The following is a 26,195-nucleotide window of genomic DNA, read 5'->3' on the forward strand; positions in this document are numbered from 1 at the left end:
CGGCCACACCACATTCGGGCAATTCGGCGCCCGGAGGCCGACACATCGTCTATGCATGTGACTATGGCTGAAAACCAGGCGCCGGAATCGTCCGATCAGCTGGGCCCGAAGGCGCGCGCCGCGTGGCAGTTCTTCCAGCAGATGCTGGCCGATGTCACCAAGATCGTCATCGAGGACGCCGAATCGGAACGGGAGCTGCTCGAGGGGATGCGCGTCATCGCCCGCGTCTCCTCGCTGTGCGCGCAGCTGTCCGTCGAGGCCGACCCCGACCGGCCGTCGTTCTCCGACATGTGTTCTCCGACAAGGATGGTCGGCGGACCCAACCCCGACGGCGCCTACTACCTGGCGATGATCCGCGGCGACCGCAGCTACCGGATCACCGGCGCCCGCGGCACCAGCGCCTACCTCGGCTTCCAGATCCTCGCCGGCACCGGGCTGACGCCCCGCCGGATGGCCAACTATGTCAGCGACTCCGACCTGTCGCTCAAACCCGGCGACGGGGGCGGCGAATTCGCGCTGGTGCTCTCGGCGGAGGAACCCGCCGATCTCGCCGGTGCCCAATGGGTGAAGATCCCCGACGACGCGTCGTCGGTGGTCGTCCGGGAGTACATCGGCGATCCCGCGGCCGAGGAGCTGGCCACGATGCGCATCGAGGCCCTCGACCCCGACCCGCTGGCACCGCTGACCGACGGCGAGCTCGCCGACCAGTTCACGGCGATGGCGTGGACGTTGATGAAACTCGTTACGCTGCACCGCACCATCAAGCCGGAGCTGGTGACCACCCCGAACACGCTGGTGACGGCCGAGGCCGCCGACCTCGGCGCGGCCGACACCACCCCGGACAACCTGTACATGATGGGAACCTTTCGGCTCGACCCCGACCAGGCGCTGGTGCTCGACATCGCGCCGCCCGACACCCGCTACTGGAACGTGACCCTGGAAAGCATCTGGCACGAGTGCCTGGAGCCGCGCCACCGGCACAGCTCGGTGACCAATCGCGGGGTGCGCCCGGGCGCGGACGGGCGGGTGCGCATCGCAATCTCCGCGGAGGACTTCGGCTTTGGCCACTGGCTCGACACCGGCGGGCGGCGACGGGGGTTCGTGGTAGTGCGCTGGCTGGACAACCCCACCCCGCCCGACGTCTCGGTGGCGGTCCGCAGGCGCGGGGACCGGTGATGACGTTGCGGGAGCGGTTCGCGCCGGAGCGGCTCATCGCCACCGCGTGCGAGGAGGCCGGGACCGACGACTTCGGCGGGGACGGCTGGCGGCCGGGGCTGCAGCGGCTGACCGACGGGCTGATCAACGAGGCGCGGCTGTCGGCCATCGGCGTCGAGATCGCCTATCTCGATGTCATGCGCGCCCTGAAGAACCGGCTGGACGTGATGGCCTGGCGCAAGCAGCATCCCCAGGTCGCGGCGCGGCCGGTCACCGCGCCGATCGTCATCGTCGGGCAGCCCCGCACCGGCACCACGATCCTCTACGACCTGCTCGCCCAGGATCCCGACCTGCGCGCCCCACTCACCTGGGAGGTCGACGCGCCCTGTCCGGTGCCGCGGCCCGAGACCTATCACGACGATCCGCGCATCGCGCAGACGCAGGCCAGCATCGAGCTCTCCGAGCAGATCATCCCCGGATTCCTGGCGTTTCACCCGATGGGCGCCCTCGTCGGCCAGGAGTGCGTCCGCATCACCGCCAGCGAATTCACCAGCATGATCTTTTCGGTGCAGTACCGCCTGCCGAGCTACTACCGCTGGCTGCTGTACGAGGCGGACCACGCCGGCGCCTACCGGTTTCACCGAATCTTCCTGCAGCACCTGCAGTCCGGCGTGCCCGGCCAGTGGCTGTTGAAGTCGCCGGCGCACCTGTGGCACCTCGACGACCTGCTGGCCGAGTATCCCGACGCGCTGATCGTGCAGACGCACCGCGACCCGCTCAACGTCATCTCGTCGATCGCCGCGCTGACCCATCACCTCCGGCGGATGGGCAGCGACGAATCGGACATCGCCGAGTGCGCCGCGCAGTCCTACGAAGAGATCGTCGTCGGCCTCGAGCGGGAGATGGCGCTGCGCGAGGCCGGCGCCATCCCCGCCGGACGCGTGATCGACGTGCTGTTCACCGATTTCATGAACGACCCGTGGACCACGATCGACGACATCTATCGCAAGCTGGGCCGCCAACTGCGGCCCGAGACCGAGCAGAAGATGCGCGAGTTCCTGGCCGCCCACCCCGGGGACGGCGGCGGGAGCCGCTACACCTGGTCGGACACCGGCCTGGACGCCGGCGAGGTCCGCGAGCGGGTGCGCGCGTACCAGGACCGCTACGGGGTGCCGACCGAGCGGTTGCGCTGAGTTGACCTCAACCCTTGTTCGCGAAACTGCTCTTCCCCGGACCCGTTTCTGCCGTGAGGATCTCGCTGGCGCGCTGGTCGACATACCTCGTGACCGCGTGCTGACCCGCCCCGAATACGGTCGCGAGGAGCAGGGTACCGATCAGCGTGTTCGACGATCCAACATGCAGCACGTCTGCGTCCAGGATCAGGAGTCCGACGACGGCGACCAGCGGGCCGAGGACCAACTTCAGTAAGCCTTGCTGGAGCGGCAGATTGAAGGGACTGTGGTCCAACGGCACCTTGGACATGGCCGGGATCGCGGTGAACAGCGCGCCGACGGACCCGAAGAACATCACCAGGAAAAGGTACTGCCAGGGCGAATCCTTAAAGGTGTCGTCGGGCAAGGTGAGGAAGTGATTGTTCCGGAACAGCCGCTGGGTCAACAGGGTCAGGGCAGCAAAAAAGAGGCAGGCCCCGGATGCGAGGATCAACCGGTTCCTGAGGTACCGCGCCTCTTGGTTGCTGCGATCGGAGTTCTCGTGCGCGGTCCGCAACACAGCAACGATGGACGGGCGCAGGTCTGCGGCGTTGATGTGGGACGGATCCGCCAGTAACGCTTGCAGATGCTGCTGCCTCGTGTCGTCCGCGTCTAGGTGCACGCTTGCGTATCCCAAGGCTTCGCTGGCGCGGGCGGCAAGCTCCGTGTCGGGCAGCAGATCGATCGTGCGCTCCTCGACCTCATGCAGGCGGGCCCAGGCCCGCTCGATCTCGTTGCCCCACCACCACTTTCGGATACCGACTTTGGTTTGTGACGCGGTGTTGGCGTCGGACAGGAGGCCGTTGATCAGGAAGGCGCGCTGCTCTTGCTCGGAGGGATCCTTCAGCTCGAGGCGGGCCAGGTCGTCCAAGAGCATGATCCGACGACGTTGGATCGTTTGCCTCCAGGGCGAGGCCGACTTCCACGACTTCGGCAGCCCCGACTCAAAGCCGTTCCAGGTATCGCCACGGACGTCGGGTGCTGGCGACGTCGAGCCGGCGTTCGGCGGTGTGGACATGGATTCCTCCCCAGGGTGAACGGGTCGGGCGACAGAATCGCCTTGAGTTCACCCCCGCAGGGCAAGCCGCAATAGCGTAGTCGGCTACTTGCTCGTGCGGCACCCGGCGAGCACTCCTTTCGTACGCGTTGACGTAGTCAACTACTCATGCGCCGGATGGAGGGGAGTGGCACATTCTCACCCAACGACAGGAGCCGGCCATGCTCATCGCGATCCTCAACCAGTCGAAACTGGTGTCCAATGCGGACGGCGCGGCCATGACGCAAGCGATCGCCAAGCAAGTCCGAATGGACGTTGCGCCACTCTGGGATCGGACCGCCGCGGCGGTGATCTTCTACACCCACGCCAAGGACGTGCCCCCGGCGGCGCACGGCATCGCGCGCGTCGACGCCATCATCGACCAGCCCGACGGCGTGCTCGGCTACCACACCGAGGACCGCGGCGGAAAGCTCTGGGGCGTGGTTGCGGCCGAGCCGGAACTCGACAACGGCGGGACCCCGACGAAGGGCGACACGCCCCCTTCAGCCATTCTCGGGGGCGGCTACGTCGTTTACGCGGCAGCCGGGGCCGAGCACCAAAGGTTCGGCGACGAGTCTCCCGGCTGGCCAAAGGAAATGAAGGCGGGAAAGTTCGCCCGCACCCGGCGTCGGCTCGAGCAGACCGGAGCGATGCCCGCTCGGGCAACCGCGTGAAAGCGGACCGCACACCGAGCCCCGAAAACCCAACACTGCAAAGGAGGGCCGACCCATGCCGGTGCCACGCAAGACCATTTCCTTCGGGCAGCAGATCGCCATCGACCGCGAGGGTAACCCGTACGACTACGGTGGCAACTGGGATCCCTTCAACCGCCGGAAGGGCACCGACTGCTCGGGCTGCGTCGTCGACGAACTCGACGGTGGCATCAACGGCACCGCCATGGAGTGGTCCCGCCACGGCCTGTGCACGGAGAGTTGGCGGGCGCCGTCGCACGGCGGCCAGGCCAATCCGTTTGACGGACCGTTCCACACCATCCAGGTAGCGAACCCCAGCGCGTTCCCGGCCGATGCCGCGATCAGGATCGCCCTGCACCACGGGCCCGGCGGCGGAATGAACTCCCACATGTGGTGCCAGATCGGCGATCTGCGCGTGGAAACCAACGGCGACAACGGGACCGTGCTGCGCGATCAGGCGATGGCGGTGGACAACCCCTACGCCAACGACTGGTGGTTCGTACCCGGCCCCATCGTCGAGGACGGCACACCAATTCCGCACCAGCCCAGCGGTAACGGTCCCGCGCCGGAAGGCGAGCCGCGGGACACGTTGTTCGCCGACGTGTCCGAGCACCAGGTGCCGGTGACCGATGCCTACACCGACGCCACGTACCACCAGGACGACGCTGACTGGCACTACCGCTGGCTGTCGATCAGAGCCAACGACGGGACCCACCGCGACAACAACTTCGCCCAGAACTACGGCTGGTGCAAGCAAGCCGCCGACAGTGGCAGGCTCAATGGCTTCATCGTCTACGCGTACTGGCGTCCCGACTGGCAGGCGACGCTGGCGACCTTCCAGGATCAGATCAACTCCAACGGCGGTCCCCACCCCAAGATGGTCGCCATGATCGACGTGGAATGCGGAGATGGGAATCCGAACTGCGACCAAAGCGCCGCCGTCAACGGCATGTACTACGCGCTGGCCAAGTGGCTCGGCGATGCGCGCCGGGTGATCGGGTATTGCAACCTCAACGACATGCGCCAGATGTGGCAGACCAGGCCGGAGCACGTGCCGATGATCGTCGCCGGCTACGGCTCAAATCCCAACGACCCGAACGTGTTCAAGGTCGCGCACCAATACACCGACGGCCAAGGCTACGGAGGAGGCCTCCCCGAGGGGGTGCCTCCCTTCGGCAACTGCGACATGAACAGCGCCGACGGCCTGTCGCCGTCCCAGTTGGCCTCGGTGCTAGGGGTAGGCGACGCGGTAGCGGTCACACCCTCGCCGCTGGTGGTGCCTACCGTGCCGGCGGACTACCAGCGGCTCATCTACGAGCAGCTGGCGGGGCCGGTCGGCTCGGATGGCTACGGGCATGGCTGGCCGCAGCTCGGCAACCTGACGGTCGTGGACTATTTGGCCAAGTACAAGCCGGCCTTGGATGTCCTACTCGCCCAGGCGCCCCGGCCGGCCAAGAAGAAAACGGCTCCCCGCATCGTCATCCCTGCGGCCGGCAACGGAGCGGCGTCGAGACCTGCCACGGCTGCCAAGAGGGCGCCGGCGAGGAAGGCCCCCGCAAAGAAGCCATGACGCTGACGCTGAGAAAACAGCCGCCCCTCAAGGAGATTCACCGAAATGCCGCTCCCCTACAAACGCGGGTCCCACGGCCCGGAAATCGAATACTGGCAGGCATGGTTCAAGCGCGAATACCGCGCCTACGCGCCGCCGGAAGACGGCAACTACGGCAGCGACGAAGTCGCCGCGGTCAAGGAAATGCAGCGCCGCCTCGGCCTGCCGCAATCCGGAGTATTCGACGCCACCACAGCCAGCCGCGTCGGATACGTGCCACCGGCCGCTGGCCTGCGGCCCATCATGTTCACTGTCGAAGGGCACAGTTCGAACATGTTCGCCGGGCCCGTCGCCGACACCGGCGCACAACTCGAAGCCGAAGGACTCTGTCACCACCAGCCGATCGGTTACAACAACGGCCCCATCCCGTTCGACAACGCCAGCGGTGTCAACGAGTTGGCCCGGCTCGTCGGCTCAGAGGTCATGGACAACCTCGTCCCCTTCCCGAAAGGCACGCCCTGGTCACTCGGTGGGTTCTCCCAAGGTGGCATCGTCATCTGCGACTTCTACTTCGACTACCTGGCGCCCGGTAAGCCGCTAGACTGGCGAGCGCCCGACCTCAAAGGCGTTCTGGCCTACGGTAATCCAGGCCGTCAGACCGACAGCATCGCGGACTGGGCCCGGGCCTGGATCACCCAACCCGGCAGCCATGGGCTCGACCCGATCCGGCGGTTCGGACTACCTGGCTGTGCGGAGAAGCCCGATTTCTGGGTTGACGTTTACCGCGAGGGCGACATCTTCGCCGAGAACACCGACGACAAATCGAGCGAGGTGAAGGCCGCCGTGTACCAGGCCGTGGCACGCTCCGACTTCTTCTCCAACCCGTTCTCCCTCGCCGCACAGATCGCCATCCTGTTCGGCGAACCGGTCGAAGAGGTCTTGGGCATCGTCATGGCCATCGTCAGCGGCGTGGCGTTCCTGGGCGATCAGCCCAATCCCCACTACTCCCCGTACGACATCACCGGCGGAGTCGCTTGGATGCGAGACCGCCTGCGTAGCTGAACCGGAGCCTCCTTTCAGTCCTCTTCGGCCGGCTCGTACCGAAGCATCGTGACGTCGTGCTCGGGATAGTCGCAGAACACCGGGCGCACCCGCATCCCGACCCGCAGGCCCTCCGGAGCGACGTTCACCATTTCGCTGGAAAACCTCGGGCCCTCGTCCCATTCGACGATGGCGAGCAGCTGGGGAACGGCGTCGGCGAAATGCGGGCCGACGGGCCGGCGGGCGACGGTGAACGAGTACAGCGTGCCCATGCCGGAGATCTCGCGCCATTCCAGGTCGTCGGCCAGGGTGCGGGGGGCGCGCACCCGCGGATAGAAAACGTAGCTCTGCGTGGACGGCGAGTACTGGATGACGATGCGATGCCGCGCCAGCGCGTCCCAAAACGGCGCGGTGGTGGGCGTTTTGACTGGCATGGGCCGCTCGAATTTCATCGTCAGTCTCCCTGCAGGACGAGTGTCGTCTGCTCGGACAGGATGCCGCCGTTGCCGGACACGAAGGCGCGGTTGCAGTCGGCGACCTGGGCCGCACCCGCCCGGCCCATGATCTGGCGGGTCGCGTCGCACACGTGGTGCATGCCGCCGGCCAGGCCCGCCTGCCCGAATCCCAGCTGCCCGCCGGCCGTGTTGAGCGGGAAGTCGCCGCGGAAGGTCAGGTCGTGGCCGGCGACGAACTCCATGCCCTTTCCCTTCTCGCAGAAGCCGGCGTCCTCGAGCGACAGCAACACGGTGATGGTGTAGCAGTCGTAAATCGAGACCATGTCCACCTCGCCGCGTCGCAGGCCGGCCATCGCGAAGGCGGTATCGGCGGCCGCGGCGATCGGTGTGCGCAGCAGATCCTCGGCGTAGGTCGGCGTCTTGAACGGCACGTGCTCCCCGAATCCCTTGATCCACACCGGGCGGTTGCGGGCGCGCCTGGCGAGGTCGGCGTTCGCGACGACCACGGCCGCGCCCCCGACGCAGGGCATCACGATCTCCAGCATGTGCAGCGGATCGGCGATCACCGGACTGGCCAGGACGTCGTCCACCGTCAGCGGCTTGTCCTTCCAGATCGCGCCCTCGGTGTGGTTGGCGTTGACCCGCGTGTCGACCACGATCTTGGCCATCGCCCGCTCGTCGTAGCCATAGACCGCGGCGTAGCGCTGGGCGACCTGGCCATAGGGGCCGTTCTGACCGAGGTTGCCGTAGGGGATCTCGAATTCCGCCTGCGGGGAACCGTATTGGTTGCTCGACGACCCGAAGAACATGGCGTCGATCATGGGCCTGGGTTTCTTCTCCGACGACGGCGTGATGTAGCGGGCGGGCAGCGCGCAGAGGACGGCGTCACAGATGCCGAGTTCGATCGCCGCGGCGGCCCGCCAGACCATGGCCGCGGCACTGGCGCCCCCGAGATCCACCAGTTCGGCGAATCGCGCTCCCACCCCGAGGTATTCGGCGATGGTCGACGGCACGAAGATCTCCGACTCGGCCAGGTGCGAGGCCGCGATGCCGTTCACGACGTCGCCGGGCAGCCCGGCATCCTCGAGCGCCGCCGCGGACAGTTCGGCCCATTGTTCGAGGACGAACGGGGCCAGCGACGCCTTGTTGAGCCGCTCCGGCGGAAGTTCGACGTAGCCGACGATCGCGGCCTCTCCGCGTAATCCCATGTGCGGTCCTACTTTCGCTATTTGCGGGGCAGGCCCAGGATCATCTGGGCGATGATGTTCAACTGGATTTCCCGGGTCCCACCGCCGATCAGCTCCGCCGGCAGGTGCAGATACGGTTCCACGATGGCGGGCTCGGAGCCAGCGACCATCGCGGACCGGCCCGTCAATCGCAGCGTCGCCTCGAACGTGCGCCGCAGCAACACGTTCATCGCCACCTTGGCGATGCTCGATGCGGGCCCGGAGGGTTGGCCGTCGAGCAGCCGGATGGTTTCCCGCACGCCCAGCGCCTTGATAGCGTTGGTGTAGGCGTCGAGTTCGCCCAGCTCGCGCAGGGCGTCGTCGCGGTCGGGCCCCGGCCTGGACGCGAGCGAGCGCAGCGCGGCGGCCCGGTCGAATTTGACGTAACCGCTGATGGCCGAACGCTCCTCGGCCATCGTCGCGATCGCCAGGCTCCATCCGTCCGTAGGGCCGCCCAGCAGCATCTCGTCGGGGACGAACACGTCGTTGAGGAAGACCTCGTTGAAGTGCGCGTCGCCGGTCGCCGTCTTGATCGGCTGGATCTCCACCCCGGGGGACCGCATATCGAGGATGAAGTAGCCGATCCCGCGGTGCTTGCCGGCTTCGGGGTCGGTGCGGGCCAACAGGGCGCCCAGGTCGGCGTATTGCGCCAACGACGTCCAGATCTTGTGGCCGTTGATCCGCCAGCCGCCGTCCACCTTGGTCGCCCGGGTGGTCAGCGACGCGAGGTCGGAGCCGGCGCCCGGCTCACTGAACAGCTGGCACCACAGGATCTCGCCACGTTGCGTCGGCGGGATCAACCGCTCCTGCAAGCCTTTTGGCGCCGCGGCCAACACCGAGGGCAGGATCCACTCGGCGATGTTCAGCGACGGCCGGACCAGACCGGGACGCTTGGCGAACTCCTCGTCGATGATGAGCTGTTTCAACGGCCCCGCATCGACGCCCCACGGCGCCGGCCAGTGCGGCATGATGAGGCCCGCGTCGGCGATCAAGGTGCGTTGCGGCCCCGTGGCGAGATGCTCATAGTCGCCGTGCGGTGCGGGTTTGTCGTTCCGCAACTGCATTGCCGCATCCAGCTTCTCGGCGACCCAGGACCGGAATTCGGATTCCGCGTCACCGAGGTTCACCGACATGTCGCGCGTCTGCGTGCAGGTGAGCTCTCCCAACCGCCGCGCCCACCGATTGGTCGGGCCGATCGACCCCGCCAGGCTGATCGCCCGTCGCCAGTACAGGTGCATGTCGTGTTCCCAGGTGAAACCGATGGCGCCGAGCATGGTGAGCGCATCGAGCACGAGATCCGGCATCGGTGCGACGGCGATCAGCGCCGCCGCGGCCGCCGCCAGCCGGAGTTGGTCGAGCGATTCGTCGACGGCGCGCACCGCGTCCCAGGCGGCGGCGGTGGCCAGCTCGGTGTTGACCAACAGCATCGCCGCGTTGTGCTGCAGGGCCTGGAAGGTCCCGATCACCTTGCCGAACTGTTCCCGGGTGCGCAGGTGCGCGGTCACCGCCTGGACACACCATTGCGCGATACCGGCCATCGTGCCGGCCACCAGACCCACCGCGAGGCAGGTCGCGCGGTCCGGGTCGATGCCGGAAAGCGCCTCGGCGGCGCGATATTCCTTCAGCCGCACGATCCCGACGTCGGAGACCAGGTCGGTGCCGGACGCGGGTTCGACTGTGGCAGTGGGCGCTCCGGTGTCGACCGGCACCCAGACGAGGCCGCCGTCCTCGGCGCGGGCCGCGACCAGGATCGTCCGTGCCGAAGACGCCCCCGCAGTGGCCTCCGAGGCGCCGCTGAGCAGCCATCCTGGGCCGTCGGCTCGTGCCCGGAAGTCGCCGCCGTCGGGCAGGACGACGGCCGCGGACAGGCCGGATGCCAAATCGCGCACCAGTGATTCAGCGGGCGGCGTCGGATCGGCCAGCAGCGCAACGGCTCCCGTCGTCACCGTCGGCAGCAGCGGGCCGGGCAGCAGCGCCTTGCCCGCGGCCTCCAGCACGCAGGCCGCGTCGATCAGCCGCCCGCCCTGCCCGCCGAGGCGCTCGGGCAGGTGCACGGCGTGAAAGCCGTTGGCCACCAGCGCTTCCCACCAGACCGGGAGGATCCCCGCGGCCAACGCGTCGAAGCCGTCGCGGGTCGCGGCGATGGGGGCGTGCCGCTCCGCGAACTGCGCGACGGCGTTGCCGAGGTCCTGCTGCTCGGGGGTCAGTCCCAGGGTCATAGCGGCACCCCCGCGCGGCCGAGACGACACGCCATCGAAGACCGCTGTCCTTCCTCTTACAAGACGAACCGTCTCGTCTTGTGGCAGACTACGGGTCGGGTCCGGATAAGTAAAGCCGGCTCGACCCGCCGACCAGGACACCAGATGCCAACCGAACTCACCCGGGAGAACTCGCCGGCGCCCTCGCCGAGACGCCGCAGCGAGAAGTCGCGCACCGCGATCGTGACCGCCACCCGCGAGTTGCTGCTCGAGCGCGGATTCGACGGCCTGACCATCGAGGCGGTCGCCGCGCGGGCCGGGGTGGGCAAGCAGACCATCTATCGCTGGTGGCCCACCCGCCCCGCGCTCGTCGCCGACGTCATGCTCGAGGACGCGGACAAGATCCTGGCGTCGGTGGATCACACCGGGGATCTGGCCGCCGACCTGGTGCGGTGGGTGGGCAAGCTCGTCGCGAGCCTGACCACCGCGCGCGGTTCGGCGATGCTGCGGATCTTGACCGTCGCGGGAATGGAGCACGAGGACACCGCCGTCAAGCTGCGGGCGGGATTCAGCGCGCCGCTGCACGACAGCGTGCGGGACCGGCTCGTCGCCGCCGGCCTCGACGCGCCCGCCGCGGAGTCGGCCGCCGACGCCATCGTCGGCGGCGTGGTCTACCCGATACTCTCCGAGCCGCAACGGTACTCACGACGCCGCGCCGAGCGCACCACCCGAATGATCGTCGGGGCGCTGGGGGCCGGCCGCTGATATCCTGCAGGTCGCATCGAAAACGCTTGCCCAGCAAGGCCTGAGGAGCGGCCGTGGACGAAGACTGTCTGAAGCTGACCACCTACATGGCCGAGCGCCGACGGACGAGCGACGGTTTCGTCTCGGACGTGCTGCTGCGCCTCTACGAGCAGCACCGCATCGCCAGCAGCGTCGTCCTGCGCGGCATCGGCGGGTTCGGGACGGGCCGACACCTCAGGACCGACGAATCCCTGACCCTGTCCGAGGACCCACCCGTGGTGATCATCGCCGTGGACACCAAAAAGGCGATCGAGGCGCTGCTCGAGCCCGTGCTCGCGATCAAGCAGCGAGGCCTGGTCACGCTGGAGCGCGCGCGGTTGCTGCGCGAGGACATCGGGCCGCTGCAGCTCGCCGACGAGCTGAACGAGGCCGTCAAGCTGACCATCTACGTCGGCCGCAAGGAACGCGTGTACGGGGTGCCCGCCCACATCGCGATCTGCGACCTGATGTACCGGCGCCGGCTCGCGGGCGCATCGGTGTTCCTGGGCGTCGACGGCACCGCGCACGGGCGGCGCCAGCGCGCCCGCTTCGTCGGCCGCAACGCCGACGTCCCGATGGTGGTCGTGGCCGTGGGCTCCGGCGAACGCATCGGCCGGGTGTTGCCGGAGCTCGGCGGGCTGCTGCGCCGGCCCATGGTGACGGTCGAGCGGGTCCGGGTGTGCAAGCGCGACGGTGAATTGCTCGAGCGGCCGCACGCGTTGCCCGAGGCCGATCGGAACGGCCTGCCGCTGTGGCAGAAGCTCACGATCTACACGTCCGAGACGGCGCGCCGCGATGGTTCGCCGATTCACCGCGCACTGGTCCAGCGGCTGCGGCGCCGCCCGACGCCGGACGGCGCCACCGTCCTACGCGGCGTCTGGGGTTTCCACGGCGATCACCAACCCCACGGCGACAAGCTGTTTTCCCTGGGGCGCCGCGTCCCCGTCGTCACCGTGGTCATCGACACCCCCGCCAACATCGCCGATTGTTTCGACGTGGTCGACGAACTCACCCGGCACGAGGGGCTGGTGACCAGCGAGATGGTGCCCGCGCTGGTGTCCGACGAGGGCGGCGCCGGGCCCGGCCGGCCACCCATGGCCAGCCACCGCTATTGATGCGCGCAGCTTCGCCGGGCCTCAGCCGGCGACCGAGGCCTCGTAGATCGACTGGATGGCCTTGTCGAGCGTGTCGTTGAACTGCTCGTCGGACTGGTCGACCGAGAGCCCCTCGGTGAGCGCGCGGCTGAAGCTGGCGATGAGCCCGGTGTTCTTTGCCAGCAGCTCGTTGGCCTCCTCGCGGGAGTAGCCGCCGGACAGGGCCACCACCCGCATCACCTTCGGGTGCTCGATCAAAGGGCGGTAGTAGTTGGCCTCGGTGGGCAGGCTGAGCTTGAGCATGACGCGCCGACCGTCGGGAACCGTGTCGAGTTGCTTGGTGATTTCGTCGCGCAGGATGGCCTCGGCCTCGGCCTTGTCCGAAATCGAGATGGTGACCTCGGGTTCGAGGATGGGCACCAGCCCGTGCGAGAGCACCTGACGGGCGACCTCGAACTGCTGGCCGACCACCGCGGCGATGCCCTCGGCGTTGGCGCCACCGATGACCGAGCGCTCCTTGGTGCCGAAGATGCCCTTGCTCACGGCCCGCTCCAGCAGCTCGTCGAGCCCCGGCATGGGCTTCATCAGCTGCACATCTTCGGACGCCTCGGCCAGACCCTTGTCGATCTTGAGGATGGGCACCACGCCCTTGGTCTCCCACAGATAGGCGGCCGACGGCTTGCCCTCGATCTCCCGGTCCATCGTCTGCTCGAACAGGATCGCCGCCAGCACCCGGTCGCCGGTGAACGCCGGGGAGGTGATGATCCGTGACCGCATCTCGTGGATGAGGTCGAACATCTCCTGCTCGGAGGAGTAGGCGTTCTCTTGGATGCCGTACAGGCGGAGCGCCTTCGGGGTCGAGCCTCCGCTCTGGTCGAGCGCCGCGATGAACCCCTTGCCCGACGTCATCCGCTCGGCTTGCTGCTGGTTGGACATGAATCTCTCCACTTCCTCGGGCCCTGCCGCTGACGGCGCACCGTCAGGGCTCAGATCGTGCCGATCATATTCGTCCGGTCGCACCGCGGGCCGTCAGGTCGTCGCCATACCCACCCGGCCGCGCGGGGAACGCGGCGCCCCGAGTCCGCCCCCCACCTATGTCAGCGGGCGCCCATCGCGTCGACGAATTCGTTCAGTCGGGGCGGCTCAGCGCCACGATTGCGGGATCGTTTCCGCCATGCCTTACGATCGACGGATCACGCGCGGACTGCGCCTCAGGATGTGTGGCACAGATCGATGGAGTGTTCTTGTCAATATGGCGTGGTGGCGGGTTGAGTCGACAGCCCCGATTGGCGAGGGTCCGTGAAGGCTGTTTATATTCTTCCGCGCGGTGCGAATGTGAGTGATGCAGGATGATCGAACGATCCAACGATTCAGCCGAGCCGGCGCCCTTCGAGATAGCGAAGCGCCAGGTGGACGGTGCGATGGTGCTGAGCGTGTCCGGCGAGGTGGACATGCTCAGCGCGCCGCAACTGGACGAGGCGATACGCAGTGCCCTGGCCGACGGGCCCGCGGCCTTGATCGTCGACCTGACGAAGGTGGATTTCCTCGCGTCGGCCGGAATGACCATCCTGGTGACCGCGCAGGCCGAGGTCGCTCCGCCCACTCGGTTCGCGGTTGTCGCGAACGGGCCGGCCACCAGCAGGCCGATCAAGCTCACGGGTCTGGACGGCGTTTTGTCGATGTACAGCACGCTCGACACCGCGCTGAGCCGCGTCACCAAGGGGTAGATGCCAGGTTCGTTGGCGTCGTAAGCGCCCGCACCGCAACGGGATTCGCGCCCGGCCGACACCGTCGCGCATGCCCCGCGCACCGCGCAGCCATGTCGCGCGACCCGCGCCGTAGCATCGGCGCCATGGAACCGAGCCGGTGGTGGGGCGACGACCGCGCCATCCTGGACGACGAGGAGGCGCGCAGGCGGATCGTCGACGCCGCGGGCCGCTGCATCGTCCGCCGCGGCAACACTCAGTTCCGGATGGCCGAAGTGGCCGACGAGGCGGGGGTTTCGCGGTCGACGGTGTACCGCTACTTCCCCGCGCGCGACGACGTCCTGCTGAGCCTGATGCTGATGCGCGTCGACAACGCGCTCGGCGAACTGGTGCGCTCGCTGCCCGCGCCGGACGACCCGGTCCGGTCGGTGCCCGAGATGGTCCTGGCGCGCGTCGAGTCGGTGGACGGCAACCCCTTGAACGCGGCGCTGTTCGCCGCCGAGAGCACGGCCGTGGCCGCGGCCCTCGACAAGGGCTCGGAGCCTCTTGTGGACCTACTGTTGCGGCACTACGAACCGTTGCTGACCCGGTGGCAGGCGGGGGGCCGCCTGCACCGTGACCTGGACTTTCGGTCGGTTGTCGAGTGGCTGCACACCACGACGCTGTTCCTGCTGGCGCCCTCGTGGCGGCACCGTCCGGCGGCCGACAAGCGCAGGTTCGTCGAGCAATTCGTGGTGAGGGCCCTGGTTCCGAAGGTCGGACAATAGTCCCGTATCGTCCGATGTCCAGACGATCAGCTACTTTTGTCTGACGGGGCGCTGCGCCGGTTGACATTCCCTTGCCGGCGCAGGGCCCCGAACCAGGACGGACCGATATGAAAAACGCTGTGACACGGGTGCGGTCGATCGTCGGCCTGACCGCTCACCTGGGCCGCGGCGTCGGCCGGGTGACCGCCGACGCGGTAGTGCGGGGTCGCTTGGGGTTGCCCCGCACCGTCGACGACATCGACGCCCGGGTCCTGTCCAAAGTCATGGGAGCCACCGTCAGGTCGGTTCGCGTCCTGTCCCGGGACGCGGGGACGTCGTCGCGGGCCCGCCTCGTGCTGACCGGGAAAGACGTGCCGGAGTCGGTGTTCGTCAAGGTCGCGGCCCAGACGGCGGCCACCCGTTTGATGGGTGAACTCGGCCGGCTCGGGCACACCGAGGTGCGCTTCTACAGCCAGCTCGCGCCGCAACTCAACGGCGTCCCGCTTGCCTACGGGGCGGCATTCGACGCGTGGACCGGCCGCTATTTGCTGGTCCTCGAGGACCTGCCGGCCGAGACCTGCGAATTTCCCGACACCCTGCACCCGATTTCCCCCGACCAGGCCAGCCTCGTCATCGAGTCGCTGGCCGACCTGCACGCGTGCTTTTGGGGCCGCCTGCCCCGCGCCGGCCGCGGCCCGCTGGGCTGGCTGTACACGCCGTCGGGCGACGTCACCTCGTTGTTGACCGGCGCATTGATGCGCACGTCGATCAAACGTCTCGCCGACCGCGCCGGCACGCCGGCCGCCATTTCTTTCGACAAGGGCCGCTTCATCGCCGACAACTACCGCGCCGTCGCCGCCCTGATCGACAGGCCCCCGCACACCGTCATGCACGGCGACGCCCACCCCGGCAACATGTACTTCCACGGCGGCAAGGCGGGCCTTTTGGACTGGCAGGCGGTGCGGCGCGGGCATCCCTCCCGCGAGCTGGCCTACACGCTGATCACCAGCCTGACGACGGAAGATCGACGGGAGACCCAACGCGAGCTCCTCGACGACTACCGGCGCGCGCTCGCCGCGGCCGGCGGGCCCGACCTGGACCGCGACGATCTGTGGCTGCGATACCGGCAGGGCGCACTGTACGCATACGTTGCCCCGCTGATCACGGCGGGAATGGGCGGAATGCAGGCCGAGGAAATCGCCATGGAAGGCTTGCGGCGCGGTGTCGCCGCACTCGACGACCTGGAAACCGTTGCGGCACTGCGGGGTTCCCTATAGCCGGGCTACGGGCGGCCCGTCGGCGGCGTTCGGCCGCACAGTTCGGCGGATCACCGAACTTCATTGACTCGACCTGCCCTGGGGCATATCGTCAGTAGTTACGCTACGCAGCGTAGCGTAAATGTGCTGTGGCCGGCTCGGCGGCGCGTCGCGACAAGGAGAGAGCCTCATGTTCGATCTGAAGATCACCGGTGGCACGGTCGTCGACGGCACCGGCGCGGAGCGCTACCGGGCCGACATTGGCATCAAGGACGGCGTCATCGTCGACGTTGTCCGCCGCCCCGGACACAGCGAGGCGCCCGGCCTGGAAAACGCCGAGGCGGCCGAAACCATCGACGCGACCGGGCATGTCGTGGCCCCCGGCTTCGTCGACATCCACACCCACTACGACGGCCAGGTGAGCTGGGACAGCCTGCTGGAGCCATCCAGCGGCCACGGCGTCACGACGATCGTGACCGGCAACTGCGGTGTCGGTTTCGCGCCGGTGCGCCCGGGCAGCGAGCAGTGGCTGATCGAGCTCATGGAGGGTGTCGAGGACATCCCCGGCACCGCGCTCACCGAGGGCATCACCTGGGGCTGGGAGAGCTACCCCGAGTACCTCGACGCGATCGGCAAGCACAACTTCGCGATCGACGTGGGCAGCCAGGTCGCCCACGGCGCCGTGCGCGCGTATGCGATGGGCGAGCGGGGCGCCCGCAACGAACCCGCCACCCCCGACGACATCGCCGCCATGGCCCGGCTGGTCACCGAGGCGGTCGAGGCCGGCGCGCTCGGCTTTTCGACATCGCGCACCATGGGCCACCGCGCGATGGACGGCGAACCCGTACCCGGCACCTTCGCCGCCGAAGAAGAGCTGTTCGGCCTGGGCCGCGCCATGGCGGCGGGCGGTCAGGCCGTGTTCGAGCTGGCCCCGCAGGGCGCGGCGGGCGAGGACATCATCGGGCCCAAGAAGGAACTCGACTGGATGCGCCGGCTGAGCGGCGAGATCGACCGGCCGGTGTCGTTCGCCCTCATCCAGGTCGACGCCGACCCGAACCTGTGGCGGGAGATGCTGGACCTCTCCGCGGCCGCGCACGAGGAGGGCGGCCGGCTGCACCCGCAGATCGCCGCGCGCCCGTTCGGCATGATGATCGGCTTCCAGGGCCACCACGGCTTCAGCCACCGGCCCACGTACCGCAGGCTCGCGGCCGAATGCAGCCGCGCCGAGCTCGCGCAGCGCCTGGCCGATCCCGCGGTGCGGGCGGCGATCCTGTCCGAGGACGACCTGCCCGTCGACCCGACGCTCCTGTTCGACGGCATGTTCGCCCTGGTGCAACACTCGCTGCACCGCCTCTACGCGCTCGGCGATCCCCCCGACTACGAGCCCACACCCGACCGCACGGTCGCCGCGATCGCCGAGCAGCGTGGCGAGGACCCGCTGGCGACGCTCTACGACCTCATGCTCGAGTCGGACGCGACCAACATGCTGATGCTCCCGCTGTACAACTACGCCGACGGCAACCACGACGCGATCCGGGAGATGATGCTGCATCCGGCGGGCGTGCTGGGGCTCTCCGACGGCGGCGCGCACTGCGGGATGATCTGCGACGCCTCCTATCCCACCTTCCTGCTGACGCATTGGGCGCGCGACCGCCACCGCGGCGAGAAGCTGCCGCTGGAATACGTGATCCGCAAGCAGTCTCGCGACACGGCGCACCTGTTCGGCCTGACCGACCGGGGCACCATCGAGGCCGGCAAGAAGGCCGACATCAACGTGATCGACATGGATGCCCTGCGCCTGCTCCCCGCGACGATGGCGTTCGACCTGCCGGCCGGCGGGCACCGGATCCTGCAGGGCGCGAGCGGCTACAAGGCGACGATCGTCAGCGGAACCGTCACCCGCCGCGACGACGTCGACACCGGGGCCCGCCCCGGACGGCTGGTGCGCGGGGCACGCTAGGGGCCGCGCCGGTGAACGCGTCCGTCGGCAACCGGGCCGGCTCACACGTCCGGGAGGACGCGATCGGCACCCCGCCCGCGGGCCCCACCCTGGTGCCGGCCGAGCGCTACCACTCTCCGGCGTTCGCCGCGCTCGAGGCCGAGCGGATGTGGCCGAAGGTGTGGCAGCTGGCCTGCACGCTCGACCACGTCGCCGAGCCGGGCGACTACTTCGAGTACCGCTGCGGCGCGTACGGGGTGCTGATCGTCCGCGGGGACGACGGCGCGCTGCGCGCGTTCCAGAACGCCTGCCGCCATCGCGGCAATTCGCTGTGCACGGGCTCGGGCTCGGGGCTGCGCGAGCTCAAGTGCGGCTACCACGGCTGGACCTGGGACCTGGCGGGCGCGCTCAAGCGGGTGCCCGGCCGCAAGGGCTTCGGCACGCTGAAGATGTCCGACTTCCCGCTGATCCCGGCCCGGGTCGACTGCTGGGAGGGGATGGTCTTCGTGAACCTCGACGTCGATGCGATGCCGCTGCTCGAGTACCTGGAGGCGGTGCCCGACGACATCGCCTGGTGCCGTCTGAGCGACTTCCGCTGCTACGCCACGCTCACCGTCGACGTCGATGCGAACTGGAAGACGATCGCCGACGGCTACAGCGAGACCTACCACATTCAGACGCTGCATCCCGAGTTGCTGCGCTGCGTCGACGACATCCATGCGCCACAACAGATCTGGGGCCATACCGGCAAGTCGGACCAGCCGTACGGCGTGCAAAGCCCCCGTTTCGACGGCGCACTGAGCGACGAAGAGGTGTGGGACGCCTACGTCCGCACGCAGGGCGCGCTGATGGGCGCGGCGGAGGGCACGCCGTTCCCCGCCGACGAACGCCGGCCCGGGCAGACGGTCGCCGACCTGATCGCGGCCCGCACGCGGGCGTTTGCCGCCGGCCGCGGGGTGGACCTCGACTGGGCCGACACCGACCGCATCACCCGGCTGCACCAGTACAACGTGTTCCCGAACATGACGTTTCTGGCCAACGCCGACCACCTGACGATCATGTGCTCGCGGCCCGGCGCGGATCCCGATCACGGCGAGTTGGTCATCTTCCTGATGACCCGGATGGCGCCCGGCGCGCCGCGCAACAAGCCGGCGGACATGCGCACCACCGCCGGGGAAGCCGAGCCCGGCATCGTGCTCACCCAGGACATCCGGTTGCTCGCGGGCCTACAGCGCGGCCTGCACCAGCCAGGATTCACCCACCTGACGCTGTCCGGCGAGGAGCGACGCGTGATCAACATGCACCGCAACCTCGAGCGCTACCTGGATCTGCCCGAAGCGGAGCGGATGACCGGCGGCGAGTAGCGCGTTGAGTCTGCGCTGAGGGCGGGGTGTTCTCGCACTTTCTCGCCATGGCCGCAGAATCAAACTCCATAAATTCGCGCAGACCTCCCGAAATCGGGCCGAGTCGAATTAGACTCCCGGCTTGTGACCACCCGGTCGAACGCCTGGGGCGACGAACGTGGTCATCTCCTGCAGCAAATCCAGATGCGCTATCGCGCGCTCGGCCCCCGGGGGGCGCGGCGGCTGTGCCACCGCTTCGCGCGGGTCGGCGTCTACACCGCGCCGGATCGCCTGCGGGCGATGCTGGCGGGCGTCCCAGTCGCGTGCGACGAAGTCACCGATGTGAATTTCGCCCTGATCGCGATGCAGCTGAACCGCGAGGCGCGCGGCGCGAAACTCAAGCGCCTCAAGCGGCGCGGCACCCGTTCCCTGATGTTCGTGGGGCTGGTCCTGGTCGTGCTCAACTTCTTGTTCTGCCTTGCCTACGTCCTGCTGAACCTGGCACAGCAGGCCGCGCCTTTATAGGGCCTTGGTGGGTCAGCCGCGGGCGCGCTCGTTGTGCCTGACCTGGTTGAAGGGAATGCCGCGATCCGCCGCGTATTCGCGGGGGAAACCCAGCACCCGCTCGCCGATCACGTTGCGCGCCATCTCGTTGCTGCCGCCGCCCAGCGCCACGGTCTGGCGCGACAGGTAGCGCTCCCCCACCTTCAGCAGGTCGTGGTCGTCGTCCACCACGCCGCTGGCGCCGGTGATCTCCATCGCCGTGTCCACTTCCAGGCAGGTGACGTCCGAGTGGAACAGCCGGATGATCGAGCCCGCCGCCGGGGGCAGCGCGCCGTTGCGCATCGCGGTGGAGACGTGGTCGACGAGCCGGTCGCGCACCATGCGGCGCGCGAACACCCGCCCCACCCGGTCCTGGGTGCCCGGGTCGCCGGCCTGGCCGGTGGCCTCGGCGAGGGCGAAGAAGTCGACCAGCGCGTCCTCGGTGCGTTCGCGGCCCCGTCCGCTGGCGAATTCCGACCCGTGGCCGACCGCGCGCCGCTCGTGATGCAGCAGCCGCGAGGCCACCTCCCAGCCCTTGTTGACCTCCCCGACGACGGCCTCCTCGCCCAGCCGAAGGCCGTCGAGGAATTCCTCGCAGAACTCCGTAGACCCGTCGACCTGGCGGATGCGGCGCAGGGTGACCCCGGGATCGTTGATGGGGGCCAGGAACATCGTCAGGCCCTCGTGCTTGGGCACCGTCCAGTCGGTGCGGGCCAGCAGCAGGCCATAGTCGGCGGCGAATGCGCTGGTGCTCCAGGTCTTGGCGCCGTTGATGACCCAGGCGTCGCCGTCGCGGTCGGCGCGCGTGATCAGCCCGGCGAGGTCGGAGCCACCGCTGGGTTCCGAAAGCAGTTGGACCAGAACCTCTTCGCCGCGCAGCGCCGCCGAGATGTGCTGGCGCTTCTGGGCTTCCGTGCCGCTGTCGAGCAGCGCCGCACAGCAGATGGTGAACGTGGGAACATTTAGGATCAGCGGCATCTCGTAGCCGACGGTTTCGGCGTCGAAGGCCTTCTGGTAGGCCACGTCCAGGCCGAGCCCGCCGTATTCGCGCGGAAAGCAGATGCCGGCGAAACCGCCAACGTAGAGCCGCTTTTGCAGCTCGCGGGCGCGCTGCCAGGATGCGTCGTCGCCGCGGTCGCCCAACGGTGGCCGGACCGGATCGACCTGCGGCATGTTCTTCGCGAGCCACGCGCGGGCCCGCGCCGCGAAGGCCTCGACCGACTCCGTCATGCCGCGGGCCGCCCGCCGCGCAGCCCCGCGTAGATGGCGCGATGATGTTCGGCGGGCGTCCCGAACATCGAGCGGTACAACGTGATCCGGCGCAGGAAGAGATGCAGGTCGTGCTCCCAGGTGACGCCGATGCCGCCGTGCAGCTGCACGCACTCCTGCGCCAGCGTGGAAGCGTGCTCGCCGAGGTAGGACTTGGCGGCGCTCACGGTCAGCTGCGCGTCGGGTTTGCGTGCGGCGACGTCCGCGACCGCGCCGTAGGTGATGCCGCGGCAGGCCTCGAGCCACATTTTCATGTCCGCGAGCCGGTGTTTGAGGGCCTGGTAGGACGCCAGCGGGCGGCCGAAGCTGTGCCGATCCAGCGCCCAGCGAATGGTCATGCCGAAAACGGTGTCGAGAATGCCGACCAGTTCGGCGCACTGCAGCACCACCGCGATCTGCGCCTGACGATCGATGAGGACCGGCGCCTGCGTCGCCGAGCCGACCGCCGCGGCCTCGTCGACGACCACGCCGTCGAAATGCACTCGCGCGTAACGTTTGACGAAGTCCAGCGACCGCTGCGGCGCCACCGTCACCCCCGGCGCGTCCGCGGGCACCACGAACTGGCGCGGGCCGTCCGGGCTCCGCGCCACCACCAGCAACAGCGCGGACTCCGCGCCCGCCTCCACCCGGTCCTTCACACCGTCGATGCGGTGGCCGCCGGCGGTCGGTGTGGCGGTGACGGTCGGCCGTTGTGGTGCGAATGGCCGGCCGGGCTCGTCGACCGCCCACGCGCCCACCGCCGCGCCCGACATCAGCGAGTCGATGGTCGCGGCGTGCCGGTCGCGGTTGTCGGTCTCGGCCACGCCGGCCAGCACGACGCTGACCGGGTGCAGCGGGCCGGGTGCCACCGTGTGACCGAGGTTTTCGGCGATGAGTGCCAGGTCGTGCAGGCCGTCGCCGGAGACGCTGCCGCCGCCGAGCTGCTCGGGCACGAGCAGGCCGGTCCAGCCCAGCTCGGCGGCCCGCCGCCACCAGCCGGGGTCGAAGGAGACGCCGTCGGCGTGCAACGCGCGCACCTGTGCGAGCGATGCGTGCTTGTCCAGAAACGCGCGCGCGGTGGCGACGAACAACTCGGTTTCCGGGGCGGCGTCACCCATGGGCGCCCTCCTCCTCGATGCCGAACGTGTTGACGGCCATCGCGAGCAGGCCGTAGCCACCCACGGTGAACACCAGATCCATTCGCTGCCGATCGTCGAAGTGCCGGCCGAGATCGGCCCACGTCGCATCGGAAATCTCGCTGCGCTCGTCGAGTTCGTCCACCGCGCCGACCACCAGGCGGTCGAGTTCGTCGGTCAACCCGCCGTCGCGAATCGCATCGATGTCCGCCGGGGTCAGCCCGGCGCGCCGCGCGATCGGCTCGTGGTGAGACCACAGGTAGTCGCAGTCGCACCGCTGCACGATCCGCAACACCGCGATCTCGCGCGCCCGCGCCGGCAGCGTCGAGTCCACCAGCAGGTGGGCGTTGAACCGCAGGTACGCGCGGGTCAGGTCGGGGTGGCGCACCAGTGTCGCCAGCACGTTGCCGGCGTCACGCGCGTTGGCCCGCTCGGGAGGCAGCAGGGCCTTGAGGGCGGCGCGGGTGTCGTCGTTCCATTCGCCGTCCGGCAGCGGCGTCAGCCGCATGTGTCGCTCCTCGGGTTGGCGGCTCTACGCGATCGGTTCGTTGCCGAGCACGGTAGTGCGCAGCATCTCCCGCGGGGAGTCGGGGTCATAGGGTGCCGCCCGGTGCAGCACACCCTGGTTGTCCCAGATGACGGCGTCGCCGACCGACCACTTGTGGCGGTAGACCTTGTCGGGGCCGGTTGCGCGGTCCAACAATTCGGCCAACAACGCGCGGCCCTCGTCGAGGTCCATGCCGACGACGTAGTCCGCGGATGCCCCCAAGACCAGCGACCTGCGACCGCTGCGGTGCGTCCACACCAGCGGATGCTCGTGCGTGCGCCGCTGCCGCCAGCGCCGCAGCTGCTCCGGCGTGGGGTCGGGCGTGACGCGGCGCTGGGAGGCCTCCAGCGAGTGCACCACCCGCAGCGCGCCGAACCGCCGCTTCTCCTCGTCGGTCAATTCGTCGTAGGCCGCATAGGAATTGGCGAATTCCGTCTCGCCGCCGCGTTCGGCGACCGCCACCGCCGACAGCAGCGTGGCCTTCTGCGGGCACTCGTCGCCCAGGGGGGTGCAGCCGTCGATGTGCCAGTCGAAGGTGGCCCGCAGGTAGGCGGCCGAGGAGTTCTTGGACGTGTCGAGCGTGATCGGGTAGATGCCCGCCACCGGATGGTGGCCGTCGGAGGAATAGTCCACTTCGCCGAGGCGCCGGCAGAAATCCACCTGCGCTTCGGGTTGCAGCCCCAGCCCACGAAAGACCAATACGCCGTTGTCTTCCAGCGCCTCCATCACCGCATCGCCCAGCAGGTCGTCGGAGGCCAGCCGGTCTGCATCGACGCCGAGGACCTCGGCGCCGACCGACGAAGTGAGTTTGTTGATGGTGATGAGGCTCATCGCCCGTCCTTTCTCATGAGGGTCACGGCACTGGTTCGCCGACGCGATTGAGGACGGCGTCCGCGGAGTCGGTGGGCTTGGGCTGGGCGAAGATTTCGACCGCCATCGCGACCATCACCAACGAATAGACCAGGTGCAGCAGGTGCAAGACGTCCTCGGGCAAGTCGTCCAGCGGGAACTTGTCGCAGTAGTCGATCGCTTCTTCCAGACGCGGAAAGAACGCGTCGTAGAACGCTCGCATCTCCTGCATGCTGCTGGTCATCCGTTGATTCCAGCGCTCGGCTTCGGTTGCCAGACACCAGGTTTGCGCGAACCCTTCGAGTTCGGCGAAGGCGCTCGGTAAGAGGGGCTTGCTCATCGCTCACACCCCCGCCGGCTGCATGTCACGCTGGTACTGCTCGACCCAGTCGACGACCTCCTTGTGCAGGTGGCGCACCAGGATCTCCTGGTCGTTGAGCGGGAACTCGTCGACGATGCCGGTTTCCAGGGCCGCCTGGGTGCCGCCGAGCATGCCGGCGTCCTGCAGGGCGAACTCTTTGAGCACCACGGCCGCCACCTCGTGCTCGATGCGCTCGCGCACGGTGCGGGCGGGGTGGAAGGCGGTGTAGGCCTCGAACCGATGGGTGTTGTGCGACGTCGGCCAGTACCGGTACAGCAGGTACCAGCCGCCGTAGATCAGGATCTCCAGGTTGGGGAAGATCTGAAAATTGCTGATGCCCCATGGCTCGATGCCGCCGGGATTCAGCCCGGCCGGCAGCTCTCCGAGATCGGGTGTGCGCCAAGGCCCGACGAGCCCGCTGCGGGTGGCCCGTTCGATCGGGTACATGTATTCCGGCGCCAGCAGCCAGCGGCGGGTCCCCGCGGTCGAGACCACCCGGTGCGGACCGTCGATCTGGAAGTGGGCGCACTCGAACCCGGCGTTGGGGTCGCGCACCTCCGCCGGGACCTGCTGGGGATGCAGCGACGGCACGTGGTAGTACTCCTGGAACGCGTCGGCGAAGATCTTCCAGTTGCTGTTGTTGTGCGCCTCGAAGTCGTAGCGCTCGGTGAGCTTGCCGAACGGGTAGTCGTCGAGCCCCGTGATCATCGGACCGAGGAACTCGCGCAGGCCCTGGCGCGGCTGCCGGTCGAGGTTGATGAAGATGAACCCGTTCCACACGTCGCAATGCACCGGGCTCAACCCGTAGTCGGCCGTGTCGAGGTCGAAGAACTCCGAGTCTTGCTGCACGAAGGTCAGCGCGCCGTTGAGGTCGTAGCGCCAGCCGTGGTACTTGCAGGTGAACTGCCGGCACGTCCCCCTGGTCTCCTCCTGCGGAAAGTCGTTCCATACCAACTTGTTACCGCGGTGGCGGCAGACGTTGTGGAAGGCCCGGATCACCTCGTCCCTGCCCCTGACCACGACGATCGACGCCGGGGCCGCCTCGATCTCCTTGGTGAAGTAGCTGCCGACCTTTGGCAGCTCCTCGACCCGGCCGACGTTGAGCCAGGCCCGTTTGAAAATCGCTTCCCGTTCGAGCTCGTAGAACTCCGGCGACGTCGAATCCCGGAAAGAGATCGGCCCGGTACCCAGCGCCGGGTAGTGCCGGGTCCAGCTGCCCTCGGCCGGCTTAGGCCATCGTCCCATCAGAACCTGCCTCTCGTGGAAATATTCCGTGGCTGTCGACGGATTCCCGCTGTGCTCACGGTGCTCACATCACGGCTCCGCCGTTGACGCCGAGAACCTGGCCGGTGATGAATCCGGCCTCCTCCGAGCACAAAAACCCCACCGCCGCGGCGATGTCGTCACCGGTGCCCAAGTGGCCCAGCGGGATCTGGCTCGCCATCTCCGCGTTGGACTTGAGGTGTCCCTGCGCCTGCGACGCGTGCTGCATGGGCGTCTCGATGCCCGACGGGGGGATGTTGTTGACGGTGATTCCCAGTGGGGCGTATTCGCGCGCCAGCGATTTGGTCAGCGCGATCACGGCACCCTTGGAGGCCGCGTAATGCGCCATCTTGGGGGAGCCCCGCTGTGCGCTGGACGACGAAATCATCACGATGCGGCCCCATTCGGCGGCGATCATGTCGGGCACCGCCACCTGGCAGCAGTGGAAGGTGCCGGTCAGGTTGACGTCGATGATGTGCGACCAGGACTCGGTCGTGATTTCGGTGAACGGCGCAAATCCGACCACCCCGGCGCTGGTCACCAGGATGGTCACCGCTCCCAGCTCGTTGCGCACCTTGGCGAAGGCCTCCTCCACCGCCGGGCGATTGGTGACGTCGACCGCAACCCCCCACGCCTCCACGCCCTTGGCGCGCAGCTCTTCGGAAACGCGTTGGGCCGCCTCGCCGTTGATGTCGAGCACCGCGACCTTGTGCCCACGCCGGCCCAGCTCGTGGCACGTGGCCTCGCCCATGCCCGACGCCCCGCCGGTCACCACCGCGACCCGTGTCATTGGCGATGCCCCATTACTGACCGTCCTG

Annotated in this window: 25 protein-coding genes; 13 read left to right on the plus strand and 12 right to left on the minus strand. The window is 68.5% G+C overall.

Annotated elements, in window-relative coordinates:
• Window positions 1-63 precede the first annotated feature (63 nt).
• Window positions 64-1,176, plus strand: a complete 1,113-nt coding sequence (locus BST11_RS02140; protein ID WP_083136365.1) for a DUF1214 domain-containing protein — start codon at window positions 64-66, stop codon at window positions 1,174-1,176.
• Window positions 1,176-2,348 (plus strand): sulfotransferase family protein, encoded by a 1,173-nt coding sequence (locus BST11_RS02145; protein ID WP_083136366.1) that lies wholly within the window; start codon window positions 1,176-1,178, stop codon window positions 2,346-2,348. Before BST11_RS02140 ends, BST11_RS02145 begins: the two co-directional genes overlap by 1 nt.
• Window positions 2,349-2,355: 7 nt before the next feature.
• Here the strand turns inward: BST11_RS02145 and BST11_RS02150 are convergent, their stop codons facing one another.
• On the minus strand, window positions 2,356-3,384 hold the full coding sequence (locus BST11_RS02150; protein ID WP_142276162.1) for a hypothetical protein: 1,029 nt from the start codon (window positions 3,382-3,384) through the stop codon (window positions 2,356-2,358).
• A 200-nt stretch (window positions 3,385-3,584) separates the two neighbouring features.
• Between BST11_RS02150 and BST11_RS02155 the strand changes: the two genes are divergently transcribed.
• From BST11_RS02155 to BST11_RS02165, 3 genes are read left to right on the plus strand one after another with little or no spacing between them, the layout of a single operon-like run.
• Window positions 3,585-4,076, plus strand: coding sequence for a hypothetical protein (locus tag BST11_RS02155; RefSeq protein ID WP_083136368.1), 492 nt, complete (start codon window positions 3,585-3,587; stop codon window positions 4,074-4,076).
• Between the two features lie 55 nt (window positions 4,077-4,131).
• A complete protein-coding gene (locus tag BST11_RS28340; RefSeq protein WP_244897450.1) occupies window positions 4,132-5,664 on the plus strand; it encodes a glycoside hydrolase family 25 domain-containing protein in 1,533 nt (510 codons plus the stop codon).
• 45 nt (window positions 5,665-5,709) lie between these two features.
• The gene (locus tag BST11_RS02165; RefSeq protein WP_083136369.1) at window positions 5,710-6,705 is read left to right on the plus strand and encodes a peptidoglycan-binding domain-containing protein; all 996 of its coding nucleotides are present in this window, start codon (window positions 5,710-5,712) and stop codon (window positions 6,703-6,705) included.
• Window positions 6,706-6,719: 14 nt separating this feature from the next.
• Here the strand turns inward: BST11_RS02165 and BST11_RS02170 are convergent, their stop codons facing one another.
• From BST11_RS02170 to BST11_RS02180, 3 genes are read right to left on the minus strand one after another with little or no spacing between them, the layout of a single operon-like run.
• The gene (locus BST11_RS02170; protein ID WP_083136370.1) at window positions 6,720-7,136 is read right to left on the minus strand and encodes a Zn-ribbon domain-containing OB-fold protein; all 417 of its coding nucleotides are present in this window, start codon (window positions 7,134-7,136) and stop codon (window positions 6,720-6,722) included.
• 2 nt (window positions 7,137-7,138) lie between these two features.
• Complete coding sequence (locus tag BST11_RS02175; protein ID WP_083136371.1) at window positions 7,139-8,347, minus strand: thiolase family protein; 1,209 nt, start codon at window positions 8,345-8,347, stop codon at window positions 7,139-7,141.
• Between the two features lie 17 nt (window positions 8,348-8,364).
• A complete protein-coding gene (locus tag BST11_RS02180; RefSeq protein WP_083136372.1) occupies window positions 8,365-10,584 on the minus strand; it encodes an acyl-CoA dehydrogenase family protein in 2,220 nt (739 codons plus the stop codon).
• Window positions 10,585-10,728: 144 nt separating this feature from the next.
• On the opposite strand from BST11_RS02180, the gene BST11_RS02185 reads away from it, so the two are divergent.
• A complete protein-coding gene (locus BST11_RS02185) occupies window positions 10,729-11,328 on the plus strand; it encodes a TetR/AcrR family transcriptional regulator (protein WP_083136373.1) in 600 nt (199 codons plus the stop codon).
• Window positions 11,329-11,381: 53 nt separating this feature from the next.
• A complete protein-coding gene (locus BST11_RS02190) occupies window positions 11,382-12,461 on the plus strand; it encodes a DUF190 domain-containing protein (RefSeq protein WP_083136374.1) in 1,080 nt (359 codons plus the stop codon).
• Window positions 12,462-12,482: 21 nt separating this feature from the next.
• Here the strand turns inward: BST11_RS02190 and BST11_RS02195 are convergent, their stop codons facing one another.
• Complete coding sequence (locus tag BST11_RS02195; RefSeq protein WP_083136375.1) at window positions 12,483-13,376, minus strand: fructose bisphosphate aldolase; 894 nt, start codon at window positions 13,374-13,376, stop codon at window positions 12,483-12,485.
• 413 nt (window positions 13,377-13,789) lie between these two features.
• Here BST11_RS02195 and BST11_RS02200 point away from each other — a divergent pair, with 413 nt between their 5' ends.
• The 6 genes from BST11_RS02200 to BST11_RS02225 all read left to right on the plus strand — a co-directional run bounded on the left by BST11_RS02200 (window position 13,790) and on the right by BST11_RS02225 (window position 19,955).
• Window positions 13,790-14,167 (plus strand): STAS domain-containing protein, encoded by a 378-nt coding sequence (locus BST11_RS02200; protein WP_083136376.1) that lies wholly within the window; start codon window positions 13,790-13,792, stop codon window positions 14,165-14,167.
• Window positions 14,168-14,292: 125 nt separating this feature from the next.
• Entirely contained in the window at window positions 14,293-14,913 is a 621-nt protein-coding gene (locus BST11_RS02205) for a TetR/AcrR family transcriptional regulator (RefSeq protein ID WP_083136377.1), read from the plus strand.
• A 107-nt stretch (window positions 14,914-15,020) separates the two neighbouring features.
• Window positions 15,021-16,169 carry a phosphotransferase gene (locus tag BST11_RS02210; RefSeq protein WP_083136378.1) on the plus strand — a complete coding sequence of 383 codons (1,149 nt, stop codon included), beginning with the start codon at window positions 15,021-15,023 and terminating at the stop codon, window positions 16,167-16,169.
• A gap of 169 nt (window positions 16,170-16,338) precedes the next feature.
• A complete protein-coding gene (locus tag BST11_RS02215) occupies window positions 16,339-18,108 on the plus strand; it encodes an N-acyl-D-amino-acid deacylase family protein (RefSeq protein ID WP_083136379.1) in 1,770 nt (589 codons plus the stop codon).
• Window positions 18,109-18,119: 11 nt separating this feature from the next.
• Window positions 18,120-19,451 carry an aromatic ring-hydroxylating oxygenase subunit alpha gene (locus BST11_RS02220; RefSeq protein ID WP_083136380.1) on the plus strand — a complete coding sequence of 444 codons (1,332 nt, stop codon included), beginning with the start codon at window positions 18,120-18,122 and terminating at the stop codon, window positions 19,449-19,451.
• Window positions 19,452-19,574: 123 nt separating this feature from the next.
• Window positions 19,575-19,955: a hypothetical protein gene (locus BST11_RS02225; RefSeq protein ID WP_244897451.1), complete on the plus strand. Its 381-nt coding sequence runs from the start codon at window positions 19,575-19,577 to the stop codon at window positions 19,953-19,955.
• A 12-nt stretch (window positions 19,956-19,967) separates the two neighbouring features.
• Here the strand turns inward: BST11_RS02225 and BST11_RS02230 are convergent, their stop codons facing one another.
• From BST11_RS02230 to BST11_RS02260, 7 genes are all read right to left on the minus strand, one after another.
• A complete protein-coding gene (locus BST11_RS02230) occupies window positions 19,968-21,203 on the minus strand; it encodes an acyl-CoA dehydrogenase family protein (protein ID WP_083136381.1) in 1,236 nt (411 codons plus the stop codon).
• Complete coding sequence (locus tag BST11_RS02235) at window positions 21,200-22,339, minus strand: acyl-CoA dehydrogenase family protein (RefSeq protein WP_083136382.1); 1,140 nt, start codon at window positions 22,337-22,339, stop codon at window positions 21,200-21,202. The genes BST11_RS02230 and BST11_RS02235 overlap by 4 nt, the downstream gene beginning before the upstream one ends.
• The gene (locus BST11_RS02240) at window positions 22,332-22,865 is read right to left on the minus strand and encodes a carboxymuconolactone decarboxylase family protein (RefSeq protein WP_083136383.1); all 534 of its coding nucleotides are present in this window, start codon (window positions 22,863-22,865) and stop codon (window positions 22,332-22,334) included. Before BST11_RS02240 ends, BST11_RS02235 begins: the two co-directional genes overlap by 8 nt.
• 24 nt (window positions 22,866-22,889) lie before the next feature.
• Complete coding sequence (locus BST11_RS02245; RefSeq protein ID WP_083136384.1) at window positions 22,890-23,735, minus strand: TauD/TfdA dioxygenase family protein; 846 nt, start codon at window positions 23,733-23,735, stop codon at window positions 22,890-22,892.
• Window positions 23,736-23,757: 22 nt separating this feature from the next.
• Complete coding sequence (locus BST11_RS02250; RefSeq protein WP_083136385.1) at window positions 23,758-24,093, minus strand: hypothetical protein; 336 nt, start codon at window positions 24,091-24,093, stop codon at window positions 23,758-23,760.
• A gap of 3 nt (window positions 24,094-24,096) precedes the next feature.
• Entirely contained in the window at window positions 24,097-25,359 is a 1,263-nt protein-coding gene (locus BST11_RS02255) for an aromatic ring-hydroxylating oxygenase subunit alpha (protein WP_083136386.1), read from the minus strand.
• 64 nt (window positions 25,360-25,423) lie between these two features.
• Window positions 25,424-26,167 carry an SDR family NAD(P)-dependent oxidoreductase gene (locus tag BST11_RS02260; RefSeq protein ID WP_083136387.1) on the minus strand — a complete coding sequence of 248 codons (744 nt, stop codon included), beginning with the start codon at window positions 26,165-26,167 and terminating at the stop codon, window positions 25,424-25,426.
• Between the last annotated feature and the right edge of the window lie 28 nt (window positions 26,168-26,195).

The organism is Mycobacterium alsense (assembly GCF_002086635.1).
Lineage (GTDB): Bacteria > Actinomycetota > Actinomycetes > Mycobacteriales > Mycobacteriaceae > Mycobacterium > Mycobacterium alsense.

What these genes read in the sequence shown, in the direction of transcription:
- BST11_RS02140 (WP_083136365.1), top strand. Translation starts at nt 64, where the DNA reads ATGGCTGAAAACCAGGCGCCGGAATCGTCCGATCAGCTGGGCCCGAAG.
- BST11_RS02145 (WP_083136366.1), top strand. Translation starts at nt 1,176, where the DNA reads ATGACGTTGCGGGAGCGGTTCGCGCCGGAGCGGCTCATCGCCACCGCG.
- BST11_RS02150 (WP_142276162.1), bottom strand. Translation starts at nt 3,384, where the DNA reads ATGTCCACACCGCCGAACGCCGGCTCGACGTCGCCAGCACCCGACGTC.
- BST11_RS02155 (WP_083136368.1), top strand. Translation starts at nt 3,585, where the DNA reads ATGCTCATCGCGATCCTCAACCAGTCGAAACTGGTGTCCAATGCGGAC.
- BST11_RS28340 (WP_244897450.1), top strand. Translation starts at nt 4,132, where the DNA reads ATGCCGGTGCCACGCAAGACCATTTCCTTCGGGCAGCAGATCGCCATC.
- BST11_RS02165 (WP_083136369.1), top strand. Translation starts at nt 5,710, where the DNA reads ATGCCGCTCCCCTACAAACGCGGGTCCCACGGCCCGGAAATCGAATAC.
- BST11_RS02170 (WP_083136370.1), bottom strand. Translation starts at nt 7,136, where the DNA reads ATGAAATTCGAGCGGCCCATGCCAGTCAAAACGCCCACCACCGCGCCG.
- BST11_RS02175 (WP_083136371.1), bottom strand. Translation starts at nt 8,347, where the DNA reads ATGGGATTACGCGGAGAGGCCGCGATCGTCGGCTACGTCGAACTTCCG.
- BST11_RS02180 (WP_083136372.1), bottom strand. Translation starts at nt 10,584, where the DNA reads ATGACCCTGGGACTGACCCCCGAGCAGCAGGACCTCGGCAACGCCGTC.
- BST11_RS02185 (WP_083136373.1), top strand. Translation starts at nt 10,729, where the DNA reads ATGCCAACCGAACTCACCCGGGAGAACTCGCCGGCGCCCTCGCCGAGA.
- BST11_RS02195 (WP_083136375.1), bottom strand. Translation starts at nt 13,376, where the DNA reads ATGTCCAACCAGCAGCAAGCCGAGCGGATGACGTCGGGCAAGGGGTTC.
- BST11_RS02200 (WP_083136376.1), top strand. Translation starts at nt 13,790, where the DNA reads ATGATCGAACGATCCAACGATTCAGCCGAGCCGGCGCCCTTCGAGATA.
- BST11_RS02205 (WP_083136377.1), top strand. Translation starts at nt 14,293, where the DNA reads ATGGAACCGAGCCGGTGGTGGGGCGACGACCGCGCCATCCTGGACGAC.
- BST11_RS02210 (WP_083136378.1), top strand. Translation starts at nt 15,021, where the DNA reads ATGAAAAACGCTGTGACACGGGTGCGGTCGATCGTCGGCCTGACCGCT.
- BST11_RS02215 (WP_083136379.1), top strand. Translation starts at nt 16,339, where the DNA reads ATGTTCGATCTGAAGATCACCGGTGGCACGGTCGTCGACGGCACCGGC.
- BST11_RS02230 (WP_083136381.1), bottom strand. Translation starts at nt 21,203, where the DNA reads ATGACGGAGTCGGTCGAGGCCTTCGCGGCGCGGGCCCGCGCGTGGCTC.
- BST11_RS02235 (WP_083136382.1), bottom strand. Translation starts at nt 22,339, where the DNA reads ATGGGTGACGCCGCCCCGGAAACCGAGTTGTTCGTCGCCACCGCGCGC.
- BST11_RS02240 (WP_083136383.1), bottom strand. Translation starts at nt 22,865, where the DNA reads ATGCGGCTGACGCCGCTGCCGGACGGCGAATGGAACGACGACACCCGC.
- BST11_RS02245 (WP_083136384.1), bottom strand. Translation starts at nt 23,735, where the DNA reads ATGAGCCTCATCACCATCAACAAACTCACTTCGTCGGTCGGCGCCGAG.
- BST11_RS02250 (WP_083136385.1), bottom strand. Translation starts at nt 24,093, where the DNA reads ATGAGCAAGCCCCTCTTACCGAGCGCCTTCGCCGAACTCGAAGGGTTC.
- BST11_RS02255 (WP_083136386.1), bottom strand. Translation starts at nt 25,359, where the DNA reads ATGGGACGATGGCCTAAGCCGGCCGAGGGCAGCTGGACCCGGCACTAC.
- BST11_RS02260 (WP_083136387.1), bottom strand. Translation starts at nt 26,167, where the DNA reads ATGACACGGGTCGCGGTGGTGACCGGCGGGGCGTCGGGCATGGGCGAG.